This is a genomic window from Blastopirellula sp. J2-11 (assembly GCF_024584705.1).
Taxonomy (GTDB): domain Bacteria; phylum Planctomycetota; class Planctomycetia; order Pirellulales; family Pirellulaceae; genus Blastopirellula.
Genome location: NZ_CP097384.1, coordinates 2,512,431 through 2,533,426, shown reverse-complemented (window position 1 = coordinate 2,533,426; position 20,996 = coordinate 2,512,431). Strand labels below are relative to the sequence as shown.

Here is a 20,996-nt window from a genome sequence, read left to right as displayed (position 1 = left end):
TATGGCAGGCGGGAAAGCGATAACGGGGAAGCGAACGGAGCGGTTTAATCGACGAGCGTGAAACTGAATTCATTGCTCTTGCCCGAAATGACTTCGGCAGTCAGTTTGCTTGTCGAAAAACTAGCGTACTTTTGCGGGATGACGGACTTGGTGACAGGCATTTCAATGCCTGAGTTATTGGCCGGTGCGACGCCAGCATCGGCCTCGGTCGCGACGATCAGCACTTGATGCTTGCCGACGATGGCGCCATCCCCGTTTCCAAAGGTACTTAATGAATATGTGCCGTCCTCCTTGATCTTGGCATATGCGGGCGATCCGGCTTCGGGACGAAAACTGATCGATCCATAGGGAAGCGGTTTGCCCTGATAGGTGACTTTCCCTGTCACCGCCGCCGTCTCTAGCCGACCGCCAGAGGAACAGCCGCTAATCAAACCGAGCAGGCATATCGTAGTGAGAATGTAACGCATAACGTGTCACCTTCAGTCGTGTGGCCAAGGGGATCGCCAAGCGACGTCTCGGCGCGTACCGGTAGTACGCGACCAAGACTCCGGCATCAGGCGGGATATTGGATCCAAGGAAATAGGGGCGCGTAAAAACTTGTCTTACGGAAGTTGGAGCGGCTCGCCTCCGTTGATGGTTGCGGCAGCTTGATAGACGTCAAATTGGATCGTCTCTGGCAAGAACCGAACGCTGGCGTCCGCCACGGCGAAGTTGGCGCCGCCGGGATGTTGGCTAGAAAAAGGCAAGTGATTGAATGCGACACTTTCATTGGCGCGATCTCGCGGCGAGTTGATCGTGTCTTGATAAATGGCCTTCGTGTTGTAAATGCCGTCCACGGCTAAATAGGCGCCGATCAGCCAGACGCGCACATTGCCAGGAAACCCACCGTTGGTTCCTGTTCGGTCACGATGGATGAAGTCGCCGATCATGATTGTGTTGCTCAACCCGTCGGTGATTTCGGCGGCCGGTCGAGCTCCATTCACCCGAAACACGCCGTTGCCAGGAATGAATCCTGCCGACGCGATTCCCTGTAGGCCTGAATCCAATGTCGTGTCGTTGTAGTAAACGCCGTTGACGCCTTGATAGGTCAACAGGGCGCCATCGGAGTAAGCGGCGGCCGCCGTATTGCTGGAATTGCCGCTAAAGCTGGGGCAAATATAGCCGCCGATGACGGTTCGACGAATCGTCGCATTCTCGCTCGCCGAAGGTCCTTTTGAGAAATCGTAACCATCGTAAAGGACGTTCTGCTCAATGAACGGCAAGATCGCGAGGGCCCAGCCGTGACTGTCATCTTGCTTGAAGGCGCCGGACGGAAAACTTTCTTTGTTGATGTCCATATAGTTATGGCAAGCCAGCGCCATCTGCTTCAAATTGTTCGTGCATTGAATGCGGCGCGCAGCTTCGCGCGCTTGCTGCACCGCCGGCAAAAGCAGTGCGATTAAGACGCCGATGATTGCGATCACGACGAGCAATTCGACCAGGGTGAATCCGTTGCGAAGAGTACGAGCAATGGGGGTTTTCATATCGCGTGCCTTATCCAGAAAAGAGATGAATAAAATGCGGAGGAGTTCGCGAAAACGTGAAGCAATGGAAAATGAATAGTTGGGTGTTGGCTCATGGCTGACTCACCTCCGGAAGGCCGGCGATCAGCACAGGATCGAGGAAATCTTCATCCGCCAAGTCATCTTGCAGGAACAAACCGTCGACCAGAGCGCCCTCGGCGTAGCCCAGGTCGGATAAATCAATTCCAACAACGATCGCATGTCGTTTGGAAACTTGAAAAAGAGGCGTATTAGGAAACGATTCAAGTTGCTCCAAAGAGCGCGGCGGCTCTTCAAACGTGTGAAAGTAGAGATCATCTAGTTGCAGCGACTCAGGCGACTCCATCGTTAAGTCGAACGTCTGAATCGTATGCGAGTGCAACCCGGCCTCAAATCGAAGCGGACTCACGTGGAACGAATCTCCTTCGAGCGGATTCATAAACAATTGAATCTCAAATAAAACGACGTCGGCGCCGGGCCCGTTGCGCACAGGCCGATCGAACTGGATGGCCATGCCCGGCGTGCCGAAGTCATCCCGGCTCTCGTCGACCGTCATGATCGGATCAGAGGTCAGCGGCTGGCGACTGCCGCCGATATTGATGACGCCGGTTCGCAGGCTGCGATCCGCAGCCAAACTGACGCGTGGGCTCGGCAACTTCTCATCGCCCGCTAAGTAGCCGATATAATTGGACGCATGAAACCAGGTCACTTTTGAGTTGATCAGCTTGTCGACGGGGATCGTTTCGACTTTTTGTCCACGCTGTACGGTGACGCTGGTCAACAATTTCGCGCGCCCCTCGGCGCTAGTGGTCGCTTCGTACGAAATTACTCGATCTGGAAGACCGTACTGATAACGAGCCTGATCGAAGGGGACGGGAACCGCTTCTCGCTGGTTGACGAAAGCGAAGCGGATCGCTTCTTTCTCTTGCAATCGTAAGGGAGAACCAGTCACGTTCGCTGCGGCGCTATCGCGTGTCGGTTTTCGATAAAGGTCAGCCGCTCCTTCGATGACCTGAATATCGGTTTCGCTGTTTTGCGAGACGTCTACCGAGAATCGGGTGCCGCGATCGACGATGCTGATCTCCGGCGTCTCCACGCGAAACCCTTCCGCGCCTGGAGGAGCATGAACGCTGCATCGCCCGATGTCGAGCGCCAAGAGATCATTTCCATCAACACGGAACGCCGCCGGACCTTCGATCACCGCCGAAGCTCCGTTCGGAAAACCGAGTTCCACCATCCCTTGAATGAGCACGTAATCGCGTTTCAAGATGGGGGAAGCGCCAATTTGAGGAGGTAATTCTCCAAAAAATCGTGCGTGCGCGAGATTCGTAAAAAACGCACCGCTCGCCTTGTTGATGATTGGTTCATCTCCTGGGACGCTCGCAACTTCCGCGTTCGACCCCGAAGAAGAATTCCCGAGATAGATTCCGATGAACAGTGCGATCGGAACCAACAACGCCATGGCGAGAACCGCGGCGGTCTTCGTACGCCAAAAAGATTTGCGCCGCGGCGAACGCGCGGCGGAATAATTGGTTCGTCCTGGTTCAGTAACGTTGCGAAGCGTCGCATCTTCCTGACGAGCGATCAGGTTGGGCAGATCTTGATGAATCTGGAGATAGTCGAAATAGAGTTGTCGAGCGTCGGCATTGGTCGAGATCCAATGATCAAGTCGGCCAAATTGCTCGTCACTGATCTTGCCGTCCAGCAAAGCTTCAATCAGTTGGCTGACTTCGTCTTTGCTGACAGAATCGAAGTGAGAACTCATGTTATTTCCTCTTCGGCCAGTTTCTTACGCACGCAATGCGCCAATATTCTGCGGATCCGGGAAAGCGAACGATACAAACGTGCGACCGGTTCTTCGGTTCGCTGCGACAGGCTATCGACCGTTTCTTCACTGAAGTAACGAAGCTCGACCAGCCGCCGATCTGCGTCACCAAGATGGTTCAGGCAATCGTTCAGCGCCTTCTCTCGCTTTACGGATAGTTGTAAGTGGTGCGGATATTCGGCTGCGATGGCCTCAATGGCCTCGCAGGAGAATTGGCGCCCGTTGGACTTCATGCGATTTCGGTGCTTTTTCACGGCGAATTGGGCAAATCGGCATGCCCAATTGAAAAAGGGGAGATCGGGATCGTATTGGTCGAACTTTCGCATCAAGGAAATCGCCGTCTCTTGCATCACATCATCCACATCGCTGGGTACAGGCAGCATGGCCGTGACATAACGGCGCAATCTGCCCTCTGCACGGGCAAAAAGACGTACAAATTCCTCGTTCTTATCGCAAATCGTCACTACCGAACCCTTTGACGCTCGTAAGTAATTGCTCGGAAACTCGCCGATTCTCGCAAAAAAATAGAGAAAATAGCGAATTACTTTCCAAGGCCATCATGACCTAAGCTAGGGGAGTATGCTTGGAAAGAGCAGATATCCGCTGCTGCGGACGCACCGAGCTTGGATCGAAGTTCGGCTTCTCGTCGTCGAGAACGAGAGTGCCCGAGAATCATGCAGACCAAACTCAGCATGCACGGGGCGATTGTCTCTGGAGTTCGGCAATTTTCCGCAGAACCGATCGAGGAGCGGGAAGAGTGTGGCGCGGCGTTTCGCCGTTGGCGATTGGTTAGTCGTTGAGATCTTTTTCCGCCGCTTGCTTTCGCGCCCAGTGGATCCGCGCCACGTCGGCCATGTAACCGTTGATCGCGCCTTGGGCCGTCTCTTGCAGTTCCTTACTCGCTGCCTGAGCCAAATAGGGCGCCGCTTTGTCGTCCTGGCCGGTCGCTTCGTGGTAAAGCCCCAGATAAAGGGCCGCGTGGAACCGGCGGCCAGCTCGCTCAGTCGCGCCGATTTCGTCCGCTTCAACCTCGTCCAGAACTTGCTGCTCGGTCGCTTGCCCCCGATAGAAACGATAGAGCGTCATCATCGGAACCCGCCCATCGCCAGCGATCGGCAATAGTTCGGCTTTCGCTTTGTCGACGCCGTCGGCTTGCGCCATGCAGAGAAACCGCCAAGCGGCGTTCTCGACATCATTGCTGAGATACTTTTGGTAGAGCGCGAACTGATCGGCGCCCTCTTGAAAGCGTCCTGCGTAGTAGAGCGTGATCCCTCGTTCCCACAGCTTTGGCTTTTCCTGCGGCTGCAGTTGGGCGTACTTATCAAAATCGGCGGCTGACTCGGCAATCCTCCCCAAGCGAAACTGCTCGCGACCACGCAGGTAGTACATCGCCGCAATTTGCGAATCCTTTTCAAGCGCCAGCGTGGCCAACTCGACCGCACGCGCATGTTTACCCGTCGTCACCGCAACCCGGGCTGCCAACGAGAGCTGCTCGGCCGATTCGCCTTCGGCCCATGCGACTGGTAATAAAATGGAATAGGCCGGCAGTAACAACATCGACCAGAGGAGAAAACGCATCAGACGATCCCGACAAGAAAAGGAGAGCAGTCGATCAGGCCTACGTTTTTTCGAGTTTTCGAACCGCGTTGTCAATCAAGCGCTGGATCGGCTTGCGGCGGACCCGCAGCTGCGCTTCGTCCGACAGACACCAGCGGCGGCGATATTCAGAGCTGCGCGACCAAATCGCATATTCGACATCGACCCGCAAGAGATAGGCGTGAATATGCCCCTGGGCTTCATTTCGCGAAGTAGGAAAGCAGTCGATCGGATCAGTAAAATGAAACGAACAGCCCAACCCAATGTCCCGGGAGAGCGCATGCAACAGTTGCTCGATGTTCCTCGTTTCGTCAGGTGTCATAGGAAAGCCCCAGCGAGCCCCACTGGAGTTAGAAGTGAGGCAAAAGACGGGCCCCTTCGACGTCATGCGGTAGGGAACTCCGCACAGAAAAACTTGCTCCTTAGCCATTCCATCCCTTGAGGAGAAACAAGAAGTACTCGAGCCATGAGTGATCCTAATTGAGTAGTTCATACCACCCTTTGAGGTTCCCCTCTAAAATAGTAATACGCAAGCGGTTGTTTCGACAAGCAGGCGGCCCATTTTCTAGTAGATCCAGCGGAGACAGCCGTTTCTTCTCTCCCTGACTCTCTGTTGCAGGAGAAATCAATTCCCCTCCAATATTCATGGCGCAAACGGGGCCTGCAAAACGTCAAAATTTCTGAGCTTTCTTCAAGTTTTGCCCAAGAAAACTTCTCACAATGAAGAGCCTGTCTCAGAATGAGACAGACAGGAGAGGTCCGACGTGGCGTTACAGAGACCCTTGCCACCGAAAAACATTTTTTGTAAATGACTTTCAAATCAGCACTTACAAACAAATCAGACGCCGCAATTGAAATTTTTTCCAAGTTTGGCCTTCGGGTTGCTTTCTACAGAGGGCAGGTCAACGCGAAACGTCGCCTTCGGACGGTCGCGAACCTACTCCCCCCTGATTTGCGAAGAACGCACTTATCCAGCGACCCCTGGAAGGAACCCAAACATGTTAATCCTCAGTCGAAAAATTGGTGAAACGATCCACGTAGGTGACAACGTAACCATCGTGATCAATCGAATCTCGGGCAACCGAGTGACCGTTGGGATCGAAGCCCCCAATCAGGTGCGCATTTTGCGAGGCGAGGTCATCGACTCCGACGAAACGCCAGACGCCGAAGAGCCGGGCTCTCTACCCACACATGAAATGCTATCGGAAACTTCCGCGATTAGCGCCGTGGCCCAATAGGCCACGAAGAACCGTGCAATCTCCAGTCAAATGACCCGGCGTAGGTGGAAGCCGGGTTGTTTGCATTCTTGCCCCAATGCTTCTGCTTTAAGAACCGGCGAGTGCGGCGATGACGTCGATCGTTCGCGCCAGTTCCGCTTCGCTGGCCAACAAGACCGGATGATGGAGCGTTACCGTCGCTTCCGCCGCGCGCCGAGCCTGCGGCAGAGCCCCCACTTTTCGGCACCACGTGGAAGGTCGGCGAGCAAAGCCGCGAAAACCGGCGTCGACCGCAATGCTGGCTTCCCGCAACCGGGCTGACGTTGCGTCGCGCGTCGTCGGATCGGCGAGAAACCAGCCCACTTTGTAGTAGGCCGCATTTCCATCGCAAGGCGCTGGGGTAATCCAAGCGGTCGAATCGCGGGTCGCGTCTCGCAGTCGGGCGACTGCAGCCGTACGTTGTTGATTCAAGGCGTCGAGCTTCGCTAGTTGCGGGATCAAAACGGCTGCCTGCAACTCGCTGAGGGGAAACGCGTGATTGCCGCGCTCGCAGAAAATCTTCGCCCGCTGTTGAATGTCGGCGCGCGAAGTGATGACGGCGCCGCCGCGGCCAGCGGTCAACAGTTTGCTACCGCCAAAGCTGAGCGTTGCAACATCTCCCCACATTCCTGCTTTGCGATCGCCGATGGTCGCTCCCGGCGACTGACAGGCGTCTTCCACCACTTGCAACTGATTCCGCGCGGCGATTTCCATGATCTTGGGCATCTCGGCCAAATCACCATGCAAGTGCGAAACGAGCATCCCCTTCGTCTCGGGCGTGATCGCCGCTTCCAACTGATCGGGGTCGATCCGCCAACTATCGGGCGCCAGATCGATCAGCACAGGGCGCAATCCGGCCGCTTGGATTGCGCGAAAGTTGCCGGCAAAGTCGTACGCCGCCAACAATACTTCGGCGTTCTCCGGCAAATTCAACGCACGCAGTGCGATCTCGACGGCGATCGTTCCCGATGCGCAGGTCAGCGTATGCGGCGCCCCGAAATACGTGGCCAGTTCCGCTTCCAAACGAGGAACGTACGCACCATGGTATTTGCCCCAATTGCCGTCAATGTACGCGGCCAGCAAAGCGTCGCGTACGTCGTCATCGGCAAGCGGCCAGTGCGGCGATGATGGAGAGTCCGAGTCGCTCACGGCGCCGGCCACCAGGCGTCCAGCTTCGCCTTCAATCGTTTCACCACTTCCGGCTCTTTCGCCGCCATATTCGCTTCTTCCATCGGGTCGCTCACGATGTGAAACAATTCGATCTTCGCTTTCGGCTCGTTGGGCGCATAGGGGACGATCAATTTCCACGGCCCGTCGATGACCCAGCGAAAGCGGAGACTCGCGACGGGATCGTCCATCGCTCGGATGTCATGCTCCAGGATCTCGCCATAGATCGCATCGCGTGCCGCGACCGCTTGGGAGTCTAACAGATTGAGCCCTGCCATCTCCGGCAGCTTTTCGATTCCGACGGCCGCCAAAACGGTCGGCACAATGTCGATCGAACTCGCCAGATCGGTCGTGTTGATCTCCGGCGTCGCATGACCAGGCCAACGAACCATGATCGGCGTTCGCGTTCCGCCGTCGTACTGCGAGCGTTTCGAGCGCGGCGCGTACTTGCTCGCCTCTTCTTGATTGATCCAACCGTTATCGCAGACGTAAATCACAATCGTGTTGTCGGCGACCTTTTCTTCTTCCAAAAAGTCGAGCAGTTGCCCGCACGTCTCATCAAACCATTCGCACATCGCCCAATATTTGGCGATCGGCAGACTGGGAGTTTTGTCGCGATATTTGGCCAAAATGCGTTTTGGCGGCGTATGCGGCGTGTGAGGCAAAAACGGCGCATACCAGACAAAGAACGGTTTGTCGTCCGCTTTCGCTCGTCGCACGAAGTCAAATACCGGTTCCATCCCCTGGCGACCGATCGAAAGCCCCACGTCTCCGTGACGACCCCCGCGCGTGATATCGCCGTGCGTCATCCCTTCGTCAAATCCTCCGCGCGCGTAGTTGCCTTCCCACCACTTGCCTGACTGATGCGAAACGTATCCCTTTTCGCGTGACAGGATCTCGGCCAGCTTCGGCATCCGATCGACGTGCTGCAAAAAGTCATTCCGCGTGCCGGTTTGATAGCGCTGATCCGTCGCTGCCGAAGTTTCTCCTGGGGCTTGCTGGGGAGGATCATTTCCCACGATGCCATGCTGATGCGGATAAAGTCCAGAGATAATCGTTGCTAGCGACGGGCGACACAAGCTGTCTGGCACATAACCGCGGGTGAACGTCAGAGACTCGCGCGCCAAGCGGTCGAGACTGGGGGTCTGAATCGTCTTGTGCCCCATAAAACCGTAGTCGGTCCACGCCTGATCATCCGACAAGATCAGAACGACATTCGGCGGAGCATCGGCCGCAACGGCCCAGCCGCACAGGCAAATCGCCAGCAGTATGGAACGATAGCAGTGATAGAAGTGCATGGAAATCCTCATCGGGGTGGGGAGATTGCCTTGACGTAGGGTGGGAAGAATTCGTATTGTCCCCCGACGAAACTAGCGAGTCCAGTTCTCTTCTGGTAATTCCGCTAAAGCAGGGGGGACGGCGGATCGATGCCGAAACAGACAAAACCAACACCATACGTACATAGTCTCATTGCATTTGGCCTGGTCGCAGCGCTGCTGTTATCGACCGGCTGCGCCGGCTCTTCTTGGAAGTCGGTGCGCAAAACTCCGCGCAATCCGCTCGCAGGGCAACTGCAACTTCTGTCGCGACAGGGTCCGCAAGCAACCGAACGAACCAAGCAACTGCTGCGGCAATACGATCTCGAAGATCTTGCCGAAGGAGATCATCGCGAGGCGCTCGAAGAACTTGCCAAAGAACTTGAGTTGGAGCCGACCGCCGAGAAAACCTACGCCTACGCCGAACTTTCGTACATCGCCGGCAATCGCGCCGAAGCGCTCGGAAAGAAGGCGACCGCGCTCGAACTGTTCGCCGCCAGCGCCGCTCATTCCTACTACTATCTGTTTGATCCCAAGTTCTCGCGACAAGACCATGTTTACGATCCGCAGTTCCGTGGAGCGTGCGATTTGTACAACGGTTCGCTCGAAGCGGCTCTGCGTATCGTCCGCGCTCAAGGCAAGCTGACCCCAGGCTCAGTCTATCGCATCAATACGCCCCGGCACGAGTTCCAAGTCGCGCTGCAACTTTCAGGACGCTGGGATCCGGAAGACTTCGATCACTTCGAGTTCGCTTCCGACTACGAAGTGAACGGGCTCCGCAATCAGCATCGTCAATATGGACTCGGCGTCCCGTTGATCGCCATCTGCAAAGGGGCGAAAACCGGCAAGCCGGAAGACAAGTATCTGCCGCCGGGGCTGGCCTATCCGCTAACGGCGTTTTTGGAAGTAACTCCGCAAAAGCAAGAGCAGGGCGCCGCCGTCCACTTCTGCAAGATCGAACTTTACGATCCGCTGATGCAAAGCGAAGTGAAAATCGGCCGCAAAACGACTCCGCTCGAAGCCGATATCAGTACGCCGCTGGCCTACTATCTCGATCAACCGCAGTTTCGCGACACCGATCTGGCGACGTGGGGACTGCTGCTTCCCGGACATAGCGAAACGGTGCAGGGGCTTTATATGCTCGAACCGTACGATCCGCAGAAGATCCCAGTCGTGATGGTTCACGGCTTGTGGTCGAGCCCGATTACCTGGATGGAGATGTTTAACGATCTCCGCGCTCAGCCCGAGATCCGCGACAACTACCAATTCTGGTTCTATCTCTACCCGACCGGCGAACCGTTTTGGATCAGCGCGACCCAGTTCCGCCGCGATTTGCACCAAGCGCGAGAAGATCTCGATCCCAGTCATCAAGCGCTGGCGCTCGATCAATCGGTGCTGGTGGGGCACAGCATGGGCGGTCTTGTCTCGCGCATGCAAACCATCGACAGCCAACAAGATTTCTGGACGCTGGTCACCGATCAATCGCCGCAAGCGCTGAAAGGGAACGACCAGGACAAGCAGCAGTTGATGAGCATGCTCTTTTTCGAGCCGAGTCCGTCGGTCCGCCAGGTGATTACGCTGGGAACGCCCCACCGCGGCAGTGATTTCGCCAACTCGGCGACCAAATGGCTCGGCCGGCACTTGATTGCATTGCCAGAGTCGCTGACCATTGCGGAAAAACGCCTGAAAGCCGCCAACCCCAACTACTTTCGCGACGAGATGTTAGCGGTCGCAACCAGCGTCGATTCGCTGGCTCCTGACTCTCCGGTGTTGCCCAAGATCTTGGACGCGCCCAAGGCCCCGTGGGTGAAGTACCACACGGTCATCGGGGTGATCGACCAAGATACGTGGCTAGGCACGTTCGCCGGTAGAAGTGACGGGGTGGTCGAATACGAGAGCGCTCACTTGGATGAAGCCGCTTCTGAGTTGATCGTTACTTCGGATCACAACAATGTTCACCGACATCCACGTAGCATCTTACGTGTCCGCAACATTCTACGAGACCATGTAGAAGGACTGCGTCAGGAGTATGTCGCCGCGATGCAACAAGGCGTTCCCCTTCATCCAGCGTTTCCAAATTCCACCGTGATGCAAGCAGGGCATTCAGCGCCGATTCAAAACGGCGTCCCGCCTGCAGGGACCTACGCTCCGCCGATGTCCGAATCATTTCTGTTGACTCCGTCCAACGAGAAACCGAGATAAAAAGCAGCACTTACGACGCCTGGCATGCCCAACCAGGCGTCCTTGTTTTCGCTTAGCGATTCGCGATGTATTCACGCATCGTCTGCATCCGAGGTTTCGGACGCTCAAACTGCGTCGGCTCTTGCTGCGGCTCTTCGGCCGAAATGCGGAACGAAAGGACGCGATAATCGTCAGAGTCTTGGTGGTTGCTCAGAAAGGGAGAGATGCCCGGTTGGCTATCCTCACCAGGTTGCGTCGCCGTGGTCTGCTCGTCGTCGGCAGATTCCGGCAGCGCCAGTTCTTCCGACTTCGGCAGTTCACCGCGAACCACTCGCACGTCTTTCGGCGCTTCAATACCAACGCGAATCGAATTGCCTTTCACCTTCAAAATGGTGATCACAATGTCGTCGCCGATCTGAATCTTTTCTTGTTGTTTCCGGGTGAGGACCAACATCGTAAACACTCCTTTGTTTGGAAGAAATCCTTGGGTAAGCGATTGCGAAAGGATTCTTTGCACTTGCCATGCCAAAGACCAACCACCTCTTTACGAATTTTCACAAACAACTATCCTGCAAGGACTTAAACGCATTCCCTGCGTGATAGCAACCTGGACAGTTGGTGTACATACTTACAACCAGGATTGCAGGATTTACCGAATACCGGCTTTCTGGCGTTCAAATTGGCAGTCGGATCGACTGCTGCCGATGCTTGCAGCCAGCGATCGGCGAGCAGGCCCAAATCCCCTTGGACCGGATCGGACCGCTGGACTGGACAGCGCCAATCATTTAGCGCTCCCGGCGTTTGGCTCTAGCTCGCCGCTGGTTAATCTCACGGCGGCTGCGCACCTTCGCAGGCTTGGACCGGACTGGAGCATCGGACCGGACTGGATCGTTGGACCGGACTGGATCCATTTTTTCTGGCGGCGTTGATCGATCGGTTAGGTGATAGCGGGGGTAGGCGAATTGCGATGCTTCCTTGGCCGGGCTGGTCTTGGCAATTTCTCCGGCGGCGATCATTTGGTCCCAGGTCGGACTGAACTTGGTTCCGCTGATTCCGCTTTGGTCGCGGATCTTGGACTTGGTCGCTTGCTCTGGTTCGAGCCGCGTGATCGCGAGCCGAATTTTGGCTTGCAGTTTTTGCTCTTGCGAGCGCGTCTCTTGTTCGACCGCTTCGCCGCGCAGCGACTCGGTTTCGTGCAGCGCGACCTTCCACTTGCGGCCGGTCGGATCGTCCAGGCGACCTTCATCGATATCAACGCCCCATCGTTGACTCTGCCCTGCGTTGCCGCCGATCGTCAGCCACAAATGATGTTGCCCACTGCCAGGCTCAAACGGGCGGCGGCGGTTCACCAGCATCCATTGTTGGGCGAAACTTTCGCACCCAACGCTGGCCAAATGAGACGTATCAATGCCGCGCCGCCCGAGCGTTTTTTGCGTGCCGCAGCAAAGAATCGGCGTGGCGCCGGCGTCGAGACAACATTGCACCAGATCGCGCAGCTGCGTCGCTTGGGCGCCGCCGCGCTTCGCCGTCCATTGCCGCGGATCGATCATCACCACTTCCAGTTGATGCTTCGCAATCCACGCACGCAGATGCGGCAAGTTGGCGGCGTCGGCCAGGCCGCTCATCGTCAGCGCCCAGATCCAATTCGGCTGTTGTTTCGAGCTAACGCCGTTCGCATCGTTCCACCGTCGCGCGAGATCGACCAACAGCTGACGCTCGCTGGTGCTGCTGAGGAACCCGACGCGAAATGCCCGAGCGGCGGCGATTTGTCCCAAGAATTTACCGCCGCTCGCCAGCGCCGCACACAAGTCAACGGCGAGCGAAGTCTTCATGCTTTTGCTCGGCCCAACGAGCACCGCCGGTTCGTTTTGCGCGAGCATGTTCGGTATCAACCACTGCCGCGGTTCGGGCTCGTCTAAAAATTGTTCGGTCGTAAATTCCTGAAACGGGCTGCCGCCGTTCAGGTCGAGCCGGACAATTTTTCCGTCGCCTAAATTTTCTTCGTCGGCAGCGTCGTCGTTCGAAAGCCGCTGCAGCAAGATTTCCGCGTAACGATCCGACTCCATTTCGTCGGCGTCGCAGTGCATGATTGCGTGGAGCAAGTTGATCGTTTGTTGCCGGTGATATCCGACGGGCGACAGCCGGTCGATCAGCTGCGGCACGTCGCTGGCGGAGCCGCCTTCCGCGTGCAATTGCAACATCGTCATGTAGAGATCGCGATGCCGTTTGCTTCGAAAACAAGCGGTTGGCGGCGGGTCGGCGGACAAGATCGTCGGCGAGATCAAAGCACAGGCCAACCACTGCGCTTCGAGCGTCTCTCCCTGCGTCCGATCGCGAACCGACGCCTCGTCGCGCAGCGCCGCATTACTCTTCCGCAACCGCGTCATCAACTGACGAATTTCCTTGATCCTCATCCCGTTCGCCCCCCCAATTTTGCGCGTAGATATCCGAGGTAGGGTGGGTGGAGCAAGCGATTTCCGGCGCACCAATTTCGAACGACATCACCGCTTGCGCAACCCACCAATGCGATCCAATTGATCGACAATTTTGGTGGGTTACGCAAACCGATTTTGTTGGTTGGTGATGGTCGAATCAATCGCGGTTTTTGCTTCACCCACCCTACGATTTTGCAGTCGATCCCAATTCCGTGCGCTTCGTCAACAGACAATTTTTGAGCCTGGGTGGCCCAACCAGCCGTAGGGTGGGTGGAGCAAGTGGTTTCCGGCCACCAATTTCGAACGACATCACCGCTTGCGCAACCCACCAATGCAATCCAATTGATCGACAATTTTGGTGGGTTACGCAAACCGATTTTGTTGGTTGATGATGGTCGAATCAATCGCGTTTTTTGCTTCACCCACCCCTACGATTTTTTAGTCGACCCCAACTCCGTGCGCTTTGTCAACAGACAATTTTTGAGAGCCAAGAATCAGCCGTAGGGTGGGTGGAGCAAGCTGTTTTCGCCCACCAATTTCGAACGACATCACCGCTTGCGCAACCCACCAATGCGATCCAATTGATCGACAATTTTGGTGGGTTACGCAAACCGATTTTGTTGGTTGATGATGGTCAAATCGCTCGCGGTTTTGCTTCACCCACCCTACAATTTTGCAGTCGACCCCAATTCCGTGCGCTTTGTCAATCGACAATTTTTGAGCCTGGGTGGCCCAACCCAGCGCTTCGTCAGGCTAAGGCCTGACCTACCAACGGGTGACATTGCTCGCCCTAAATTGGTTCGACCAGTCGGCCTGCTTGTTCGCCGCGGGGGTCATACGCCTCGTAGTCTGCGACGCGCCATTTGCCGTCTTCTTCTTGGATCAGATCCAGGACGAGAAATGCGGCGAAGCGATCTCCGCCGCCGTAGCCACCTTTTTTTAATCGACCGGTGACGACAATATTGAACTTGGCGTGGCAATGCGTTTGAGGAGCGTCAAAGAAGATGACTTCGATCGGGTCTTTGATGCTGACGCTATCGAGCTCGACGGTATCCAAAATGAAGCTCGCGCGGCGTTTCATCTCAGGGCGAATGTCGGTGATCGTCTCCAGCACTTTCGCCTTGTTGTTGCTTTGCAGGACGGCGCCGAAATAGTGGACGGCGTCGCGGACCTTTTCGGTCGGCGTGACGATCGACATCTCCATCAGCGACGCACACGCAATCATCGCAACCCATAAAAAGAAGACCGGGATGAAGACCTTTTTGCCGGTCTGCACCAAACAACCGGCGATCAATGCGGCGCCGATCAGGCCGATCACCAGAATCGTCGTTTGCTGCTCAAACAGGATGCTCATGCGACGTTCCTTTCGACAAGTCGGCGTCTTGTGAAGTTGTTACCCACCGCGTCCACCACAGCCGCGCCCAACCGACGCTCACCAACACCAACAGCACCAGATAGATCGGCCGTAGATCAATCAGCGTATTGTCGGCGGTGGAGATTTCTCCGGTCGGCGTGATCCCTTGGCGGATCTGCTCGGCGCGTTGGCGCGCCTGATGCTGCTTTTCGAGGGTCGCTTGCCGCGCCCCATACTTGGGCGCCATCACCAATCCGCCGGCCAGCGCGCACATGGCGAACAGATAGAGCCAAAACCAGGGAGAATCGGCGATCGGGGTCAACTGCTTTTCCATAAGCGTTGATTATACACAGGGTTGGCGATTTTGCGGTGAAATTGCGCCGCAACATGGGGCGCCCAATCGCGCCGGTAAAATTGGTAAAGGAGTTTCTGAATGCGTCTTTCCATAGATGCCCGGCAAGTCACCTCAAGAAACAACAAGAGGCGCCGGTTTTGAATCGGCGCCTCTTTTTTGTTTGTCTGCTGCTACGCTCATCGCGCGGCAGGCACGGCCTGCCCTACGATTTGTTCTTTAGCGTGGGGAAGATTGGGCCGCCGTACATGGCGTTTTCGCCTAGTTCGGCTTCGATGCGGAGCAATTGGTTGTACTTGGCCATGCGATCGCTACGCGAGGCCGAGCCGGTTTTGATCTGACCGCAACCGAGGGCGACCGCCAGGTCGGCGATGAACGAGTCTTCGGTCTCGCCGCTGCGATGGCTCGAAACGCTGGTGTAGCCGTTGTTGTGAGCCATGGTGATCGCGTTGATCGTTTCGGTCAGCGTACCGATCTGGTTGACCTTGATCAGGATGCTGTTGGCGATCCCTTCTTTAATGCCGCGAGCCAGACGCTCGGTGTTGGTGACGAACAAGTCGTCGCCGACCAGTTGGACCTTGTCGCCCAGCTTTTCGGTCAGCAGCTTCCAACCTTCCCAGTCATCTTCGTCGCAGCCGTCTTCGATCGAAACGATCGGATACTTGGCGGCCCAGTCGGCCAGGAAGTCGACCATCGCGGCCGAGTCGAACTCTTTGCCGTCGATCGTGTACTTCTTCGTTTCGCCGTTGTAGTACTCGCTGGAAGCGCAGTCGAGCGCGATGAAAACTTGTTCGCCTGGCTTGTAGCCGGCCTTTTCGATCGATTCCATGATCAGATCCAAGGCTTCGATATTGCTGCCCAAGTTGGGAGCGAAACCACCTTCGTCGCCGACGGCGGTGTTCAGGCCTTTGCCTTTGAGGACGCCTTTCAGGCTATGGAAGACTTCGACGCCGCAGCGGAGTGCGTCGCTGAAGTTATCGAAGCCCAACGGCATCACCATGAACTCTTGGACGTCGACATTGTTGTCAGCGTGCGAACCGCCGTTGAGGATGTTCATCATCGGGGCCGGCAGCAGACGAGCGCCGACGCCGCCCAGATAGCGGTAGAGCGGCAAGCCGGAGCTTTGTGCGGCGGCCTTGGCGACGGCCAGCGAAACGCCCAAGATTGCATTGGCGCCCAGCTTGCTTTTGTTGGGCGTGCCGTCCAGTTCGATCATCTTGCGATCGATTTCGGCCTGATTCAGCGCGTCTTCGCCCAACAGCACTTCGGCCAGGACGGTGTTGACGTTTTCGACCGCTTTGGTCACCCCTTTGCCGACGTAGACGCTCTTGTCGCCGTCGCGCAGTTCGTTCGCTTCGTGAACGCCGGTGCTGGCTCCGCTCGGCACGGCGGCGCGGCCCATGGCGCCGTCATCCAGGGTCACTTCGACCTCAACAGTGGGATTGCCGCGGCTATCGAGCACTTGCAGGCCACGAATGTCAACAATAAAGCTCATGGTTCTCTCTCGCTGGTCAGGGGTTGTCGCAGGTCGTGCGGCTTTCGGTAGCAATCGCCGCACAATTCGGGGCCCGGGGACGATAATCGCCCGGATTGGTTTACGATAGTTCGAATGGAATCGCCATTTTGCCGCGCATATTTCGCATTGACTAGGCAGCCGAGCCTTGGTTGAGGAAAAAATTAACTCGGGCTACATTCATTAGCTACGGTGCGTCTCACCGCCAAAGCTGACTCTCGCCGCTGCGCTGCGATTGCGGCGCTGATTTTCCACCTTGATCCACGTTGAAGGCGATTGCTCATGTTTACCGGACTTGTCGAAACGCTCGGCTCGATCGTAGCCGTCACACGGCAGGGCCCCGGCGTTTTGATGCTGGTCGAGTGCGGACTGGTCGCTGAAGGCGCCGCGATCGGCGACAGCGTCGCGATCAACGGCTGCTGTTTGACGGTGATTGAGATCTCCGGATCGCAATTGGCTTTCGAAGCGGGGGAAGAAACGTTGAGCAAAACCAACCTGGGCAAACTCGCCGGCGGCGATGCGGTTAATCTCGAGCGAGCCTTGCGGGCCGGCGATCGACTGGGCGGACATTACGTCACCGGTCATGTCGACGGAGTAGGGCAGGTCGACGAGCGTCAGGACGACGCCGAGTGGTCGAAGTTTTGGTTTCGCGTCGCGCCGGAGTTGGCGCTGCAGATGGCGGCCAAAGGTTCGGTCGCGGTCGACGGCGTCAGCTTGACGTTGGTCGATGTCGAGGAGAAACGTTTTAGCGTCGCACTGATTCCGCATACGTTGTCGGTGACGACGCTGGGGGGCCGTCAGGTGGGAGACGCTGTGAATATCGAGACCGATTTGCTCGCCAAATATGTCGAGCGACAACTGCGCGGCGCCGCCGCCAGTTCCTAAGCCGCTACTTTTACTCGGCGGATATTCCGCCTTACGCATGCCTAAATTTCAGAATCAGACGATCTCTTTTTTGACCAAACGATTTCGTGAAGTCGGGCTTCGCCCGGTTTCGAAGCATGGTCAGAACTTTTTGATCGACATGAATTTGCTCGATATGATCGTCCGCTCGGCCGATCTGGGGCCGCAAGATGTGGTGCTGGAAATCGGCACCGGCACCGGATCGTTGACCACGCGCATGGCGGCCGAAGCAGGGCACGTGATTACGGTCGAAATCGACGAGCATCTGTACACGCTGGCGTCGGAAGAACTGTTCGAGTTCGAGAACGTCACGATGCTGCAGTTTGACGTTCTGAAAAACAAAAACGCGTTTCGCCCGGAAGTGATGGAGACGATTAAGGAAAAGCTGGCCGAGATCCCCGGCGGCCGGCTCAAGTTGGCGGCGAACTTGCCGTACAACGTTGCGACCCCGATTTTGTCGAACTTGCTGCGGAGCGAGATCACGCCGGTCTCAATGACAGCGACCATTCAAAAGGAAGTCGCCGAACGCATCATCGCCGTCCCCAGCACCAAGGACTATGGCGCGCTGAGTATCTGGATGCAGTCGCAATGCCGCTGCGAGATCGTGCGGATCTTGCCGCCTGGCGTCTTTTGGCCGCGACCGAAGATTGACTCGGCGATCATCAACTTGCATGTCGACGAGGAACTACGCGGCCGCATTGCGGACCGCGAGTTCTTTCATCAGTTTACTCGCGCGATCTTTTTCCACCGCCGCAAGTTTCTCCGCAGCGTGTTGATCAGTGCGTTCAAAGATCGACTCGACAAGACCCAGGTCGATGAAGTAATCGAAGCGAATGGACTGCAACCTGACGCGCGGGCCGAGCAGTTCACGCCAGACGAAGTGCTGGCGATGAGCGAAATGTTCCGTTTAAAATTGCAAGCGGTGGGATTAGGTTGAACTGATCCAAGCGGGACGAATGGACGTCAGCGGTCGGACCTGTTGATAGAAATGGGCGGCCTGAATCACCGAGACGTCTGCATGTCGCGGGCCGATAATCTGCAAGCCGATCGGCAGCCCTGACTTGGTAAATCCGCACGGAACGGAGATCGCCGGTTGCCCGGTCATGTTGAACGGGTAGGTAAACGGCGTCCAGGTTGGCCAACGTTCGTGCGGCCAGCCTTGGGGAACTTCGAGCCCCGCGTCAAAGGCGGGAATCGGCAGCGTGGGGGTCAACAGCAGGTCCCACTTTTGATGGAACTTGCTCATTCGCTCGATGAGAGCCGCTCGTTCATTACGTGCTTGCATAAATTCGAGCAAAGTGAGCCCAGTCGCCCACTCCGCGACATGGATCAGATTGGGATCCATCTTTGCGCGATCTTCGGGACCAATATCTCGCAGCGCGTTCGCCGCTCCGGCGTAGAAGAGCCGATTGAACGCTTCCAACGGATCGGAAAAACCGGGGTCGCATGTTTCGACGATCGCGCCCGCTTCTTCAAACTGGCTCGCCGCCGCTGCAACGGCCGCGGCGATTTCGGGATCGACGTCGACAAAACCAAGGTTGGCGCTAAACGCGATCCGCAGGCCCGCCACGTCGGCGTCTTCCAACGCGTCGCGGAACGAAACCTGGTTGGCTGGCAACGTGACGTCGCGCGAGTCAGGCTCGGCCAGCGCGTCGAGCAACAGCGCGTTATCGGCCACGGTCCAGGTCATCGGCCCGACGTGGGCCAGTGGATCGAAGGCGCTCGGCGGCCACATCGGGCACAAGCCGTGGGTCGGTTTGAAACCGACGACGCCGCAAAAACCGGCGGGAATGCGGATCGAACCGCCGGCGTCGGTCCCCAAGGCCAACGGCCCCATTCCCAAAACAACCGCGGCGCCGCTCCCTCCGCTGGATCCGCCTGAGACTTTGGTTGGATCCCACGGGTTGCTAGTGACGCCGTCCAGCGGATTGTCGGTTACGCCTTTCCAACCAAACTCAGGCGTCGTCGTGCGCCCCAACGGGACGAACCCATTGCGGCGCAGCGCGGCGATGGCCGGAGCGTCGACGAGTTGCGGTTCGGGCGAGGTTAACAGCGAACCCTTGCGATTTGGCCATCCTTGCGTGAGAAAGATATCTTTCACCGCGACCGGAACGCCGTCGATCGGTCCGAGCGGCGTCGCCAATCGCCACCGTTCTTCGGAATAGCGAGCGGCCTCGAAGGTGAGTTCTTCGTTGAGCAGATTGTAGGCGTTGACTTTTGGATTGTGGTCATGCACGCGCTGCAGACATGCCTGAGCGGCTTCTACCGGAGAAAGTTCGCCCAATTGAAACAGGGCCGTCATTTCACCGGCTGTCATGTCAGCGATTTGAGTCGATTCCGGGGTCATTCGCATGTCTTCCGTTGGTGAAAGGAGAGAAACAGACGCCGTTCCGCTAGCGAGGAATCACCAAATCGCCGCCGCCGACGGGAGAGCATTTCACCGGCGCTCCTTCGCGCTCGATCAATTCCATCACGACCGCCGCGTTGCGAACGCGTTCGCGAATCTGGGCGTCGTGATACTCGCGCGTGTTCCAGGGAGCGTAGATCAGTTCTTCCGACGGACCTGGTTCGATTTTGAAATAGCAAGGCGCACACAACCGCGCGATCTCGGCCGCTTCGTAAAACCGCACGAAGCCGCCCATCGCGTTGACCAGGCACAAATAGATATCCATCGGAATGTCGATCGCGCTGCGAATGCTAGAGAGCATCGGCAGAGTCAAATCGGCCAACGGATTGAAGCTGTTGGCGCCCAGTTTTTGGGCGAGTTTCGCTCCGGCCGGATTTGCGTGCCCGGCGAACACCGATAGCTTGAAAATGGTTTCTGCAGGAATCACCGCCTTCTCGCGCAGCTCACTCACCAACGATAGCAACCCTTCGTCAGGAACGAGAAACCCGCGAAAACCGGCTTCCAAACAGCGATCGCAATCTTTCAACCAATGCCGAATGCTATCGACGCCGCGCAGCCGCATGCCGGAAACGATCCCCTCGCTGGTTGCGATTTGTCGCCCGGTATCCCAACCGCGGCGCGGTCCCAACGTCATGATGACTTCGATCTTCTTTTCCCGCGCAAGAGCCGCAAACTGGTTCAGTTCTCCCTGCGTGAGAAACGTCGCGCCGCCGACGGTCGCGATGATGCGATGAATGGGAACGTTCAGCTTTTCCGCTTCTTCGAGCATCGTTTCTAACGCAGAGAGTCGTTCGACCCCAGCGATTTCGATCCGAAAGTGACCGCCATCAACAAAGGAACCATTTGAAGAGGGGAGAGCGTAATTGTCTCGCGTCGTTATGCCTAATTCCTCAAGCGCTTGCTCAAGTCGAGCGTTATCAATGACGGACAAGGGGCTTGCTCCTGTGGAATGCGAAAAGATCGATCAGGCGGCGCATGCTGTCACGTCGCCGCCGACGTCGGGGAAACTTTTCTTCAGGTTACCCCACTTGCACTATCGACGAAACCGTGCAAATGCGGCTAAGGTTGCATTAAGCGTGAAACGAAAAGTGCGCAATCTGTTCTGCGAAGGAAAAACGGCAACGAGCTCAAGATGCGATTGAGTCTTACT

19 protein-coding genes are annotated in these 20,996 nt (G+C 56.8%); 4 read left to right on the top strand and 15 right to left on the bottom strand.

Annotated features, from left to right (window positions below):
- Nucleotides 1–44: 44 nt before the first annotated feature.
- The 6 genes from M4951_RS10445 to M4951_RS10420 all read right to left on the bottom strand — a co-directional run bounded on the left by M4951_RS10445 (nt 45) and on the right by M4951_RS10420 (nt 5,284).
- A complete protein-coding gene (locus M4951_RS10445) occupies nt 45–467 on the bottom strand; it encodes a hypothetical protein (protein ID WP_262026427.1) in 423 nt (140 codons plus the stop codon).
- A gap of 135 nt (nt 468–602) precedes the next feature.
- Nucleotides 603–1,523, bottom strand: coding sequence for a DUF1559 domain-containing protein (locus tag M4951_RS10440; protein ID WP_262026426.1), 921 nt, complete (start codon nt 1,521–1,523; stop codon nt 603–605).
- A gap of 91 nt (nt 1,524–1,614) precedes the next feature.
- On the bottom strand, nt 1,615–3,306 hold the full coding sequence (locus tag M4951_RS10435) for a FecR family protein (protein ID WP_262026425.1): 1,692 nt from the start codon (nt 3,304–3,306) through the stop codon (nt 1,615–1,617).
- A complete protein-coding gene (locus tag M4951_RS10430; RefSeq protein ID WP_262026424.1) occupies nt 3,303–3,830 on the bottom strand; it encodes a sigma-70 family RNA polymerase sigma factor in 528 nt (175 codons plus the stop codon). Before M4951_RS10430 ends, M4951_RS10435 begins: the two co-directional genes overlap by 4 nt.
- A gap of 325 nt (nt 3,831–4,155) precedes the next feature.
- Nucleotides 4,156–4,944: a tetratricopeptide repeat protein gene (locus M4951_RS10425; protein ID WP_262026423.1), complete on the bottom strand. Its 789-nt coding sequence runs from the start codon at nt 4,942–4,944 to the stop codon at nt 4,156–4,158.
- 40 nt (nt 4,945–4,984) lie between these two features.
- Nucleotides 4,985–5,284 (bottom strand): hypothetical protein, encoded by a 300-nt coding sequence (locus M4951_RS10420; protein ID WP_262026422.1) that lies wholly within the window; start codon nt 5,282–5,284, stop codon nt 4,985–4,987.
- Nucleotides 5,285–5,960: 676 nt separating this feature from the next.
- On the opposite strand from M4951_RS10420, the gene M4951_RS10415 reads away from it, so the two are divergent.
- Complete coding sequence (locus M4951_RS10415) at nt 5,961–6,200, top strand: carbon storage regulator (protein WP_262026421.1); 240 nt, start codon at nt 5,961–5,963, stop codon at nt 6,198–6,200.
- An 87-nt stretch (nt 6,201–6,287) separates the two neighbouring features.
- On the opposite strand, the gene M4951_RS10410 is transcribed toward M4951_RS10415, so the two are convergent.
- Both M4951_RS10410 and M4951_RS10405 read right to left on the bottom strand, forming a co-directional pair.
- A complete protein-coding gene (locus tag M4951_RS10410; protein ID WP_262026420.1) occupies nt 6,288–7,367 on the bottom strand; it encodes a DegT/DnrJ/EryC1/StrS family aminotransferase in 1,080 nt (359 codons plus the stop codon).
- Nucleotides 7,364–8,683, bottom strand: coding sequence for a sulfatase (locus M4951_RS10405; protein ID WP_262026419.1), 1,320 nt, complete (start codon nt 8,681–8,683; stop codon nt 7,364–7,366). The genes M4951_RS10410 and M4951_RS10405 overlap by 4 nt, the downstream gene beginning before the upstream one ends.
- 129 nt (nt 8,684–8,812) lie before the next feature.
- Here M4951_RS10405 and M4951_RS10400 point away from each other — a divergent pair, with 129 nt between their 5' ends.
- Nucleotides 8,813–10,903: an esterase/lipase family protein gene (locus M4951_RS10400; protein WP_262026418.1), complete on the top strand. Its 2,091-nt coding sequence runs from the start codon at nt 8,813–8,815 to the stop codon at nt 10,901–10,903.
- Nucleotides 10,904–10,955: 52 nt separating this feature from the next.
- Here the strand turns inward: M4951_RS10400 and M4951_RS25580 are convergent, their stop codons facing one another.
- The 5 genes from M4951_RS25580 to eno all read right to left on the bottom strand — a co-directional run bounded on the left by M4951_RS25580 (nt 10,956) and on the right by eno (nt 16,518).
- Complete coding sequence (locus tag M4951_RS25580; protein ID WP_315985766.1) at nt 10,956–11,336, bottom strand: carbon storage regulator; 381 nt, start codon at nt 11,334–11,336, stop codon at nt 10,956–10,958.
- 331 nt (nt 11,337–11,667) lie between these two features.
- Nucleotides 11,668–13,296 carry an AAA family ATPase gene (locus tag M4951_RS10390; protein ID WP_262023491.1) on the bottom strand — a complete coding sequence of 543 codons (1,629 nt, stop codon included), beginning with the start codon at nt 13,294–13,296 and terminating at the stop codon, nt 11,668–11,670.
- 811 nt (nt 13,297–14,107) lie between these two features.
- Complete coding sequence (locus M4951_RS10385; RefSeq protein WP_262026417.1) at nt 14,108–14,671, bottom strand: hypothetical protein; 564 nt, start codon at nt 14,669–14,671, stop codon at nt 14,108–14,110.
- Nucleotides 14,655–15,005 (bottom strand): hypothetical protein, encoded by a 351-nt coding sequence (locus M4951_RS10380; RefSeq protein ID WP_262026416.1) that lies wholly within the window; start codon nt 15,003–15,005, stop codon nt 14,655–14,657. The genes M4951_RS10385 and M4951_RS10380 overlap by 17 nt, the downstream gene beginning before the upstream one ends.
- A gap of 223 nt (nt 15,006–15,228) precedes the next feature.
- The gene (gene eno, locus M4951_RS10375) at nt 15,229–16,518 is read right to left on the bottom strand and encodes a phosphopyruvate hydratase (protein WP_262026415.1); all 1,290 of its coding nucleotides are present in this window, start codon (nt 16,516–16,518) and stop codon (nt 15,229–15,231) included.
- Between the two features lie 300 nt (nt 16,519–16,818).
- Between eno and M4951_RS10370 the strand changes: the two genes are divergently transcribed.
- Together M4951_RS10370 and rsmA are read left to right on the top strand one after the other, a co-directional pair.
- Complete coding sequence (locus M4951_RS10370; protein ID WP_262026414.1) at nt 16,819–17,421, top strand: riboflavin synthase; 603 nt, start codon at nt 16,819–16,821, stop codon at nt 17,419–17,421.
- Between the two features lie 37 nt (nt 17,422–17,458).
- Nucleotides 17,459–18,376 carry a 16S rRNA (adenine(1518)-N(6)/adenine(1519)-N(6))-dimethyltransferase RsmA gene (gene rsmA, locus M4951_RS10365; RefSeq protein WP_262026413.1) on the top strand — a complete coding sequence of 306 codons (918 nt, stop codon included), beginning with the start codon at nt 17,459–17,461 and terminating at the stop codon, nt 18,374–18,376.
- Here rsmA and M4951_RS10360 read toward each other — a convergent pair.
- Nucleotides 18,368–19,786 carry an amidase gene (locus M4951_RS10360; protein ID WP_262026412.1) on the bottom strand — a complete coding sequence of 473 codons (1,419 nt, stop codon included), beginning with the start codon at nt 19,784–19,786 and terminating at the stop codon, nt 18,368–18,370. The genes rsmA and M4951_RS10360 overlap by 9 nt on opposite strands.
- A gap of 46 nt (nt 19,787–19,832) precedes the next feature.
- Nucleotides 19,833–20,777 carry a hypothetical protein gene (locus M4951_RS10355; RefSeq protein WP_262026411.1) on the bottom strand — a complete coding sequence of 315 codons (945 nt, stop codon included), beginning with the start codon at nt 20,775–20,777 and terminating at the stop codon, nt 19,833–19,835.
- Nucleotides 20,778–20,996: the final 219 nt, after the last annotated feature.

Bases quoted from the DNA above. Each gene is read 5' to 3' on its own strand.
- M4951_RS25580 (WP_315985766.1), bottom strand. From the start codon at position 11,336: ATGTTGGTCCTCACCCGGAAACAACAAGAAAAGATTCAGATCGGCGAC.
- eno (WP_262026415.1), bottom strand. From the start codon at position 16,518: ATGAGCTTTATTGTTGACATTCGTGGCCTGCAAGTGCTCGATAGCCGC.
- M4951_RS10440 (WP_262026426.1), bottom strand. From the start codon at position 1,523: ATGAAAACCCCCATTGCTCGTACTCTTCGCAACGGATTCACCCTGGTC.
- M4951_RS10425 (WP_262026423.1), bottom strand. From the start codon at position 4,944: ATGCGTTTTCTCCTCTGGTCGATGTTGTTACTGCCGGCCTATTCCATT.
- M4951_RS10435 (WP_262026425.1), bottom strand. From the start codon at position 3,306: ATGAGTTCTCACTTCGATTCTGTCAGCAAAGACGAAGTCAGCCAACTG.
- M4951_RS10385 (WP_262026417.1), bottom strand. From the start codon at position 14,671: ATGAGCATCCTGTTTGAGCAGCAAACGACGATTCTGGTGATCGGCCTG.
- M4951_RS10445 (WP_262026427.1), bottom strand. From the start codon at position 467: ATGCGTTACATTCTCACTACGATATGCCTGCTCGGTTTGATTAGCGGC.
- M4951_RS10415 (WP_262026421.1), top strand. From the start codon at position 5,961: ATGTTAATCCTCAGTCGAAAAATTGGTGAAACGATCCACGTAGGTGAC.
- M4951_RS10370 (WP_262026414.1), top strand. From the start codon at position 16,819: ATGTTTACCGGACTTGTCGAAACGCTCGGCTCGATCGTAGCCGTCACA.
- M4951_RS10420 (WP_262026422.1), bottom strand. From the start codon at position 5,284: ATGACACCTGACGAAACGAGGAACATCGAGCAACTGTTGCATGCGCTC.
- M4951_RS10390 (WP_262023491.1), bottom strand. From the start codon at position 13,296: ATGAGGATCAAGGAAATTCGTCAGTTGATGACGCGGTTGCGGAAGAGT.
- rsmA (WP_262026413.1), top strand. From the start codon at position 17,459: ATGCCTAAATTTCAGAATCAGACGATCTCTTTTTTGACCAAACGATTT.
- M4951_RS10380 (WP_262026416.1), bottom strand. From the start codon at position 15,005: ATGGAAAAGCAGTTGACCCCGATCGCCGATTCTCCCTGGTTTTGGCTC.
- M4951_RS10400 (WP_262026418.1), top strand. From the start codon at position 8,813: ATGCCGAAACAGACAAAACCAACACCATACGTACATAGTCTCATTGCA.
- M4951_RS10405 (WP_262026419.1), bottom strand. From the start codon at position 8,683: ATGCACTTCTATCACTGCTATCGTTCCATACTGCTGGCGATTTGCCTG.
- M4951_RS10360 (WP_262026412.1), bottom strand. From the start codon at position 19,786: ATGACCCCGGAATCGACTCAAATCGCTGACATGACAGCCGGTGAAATG.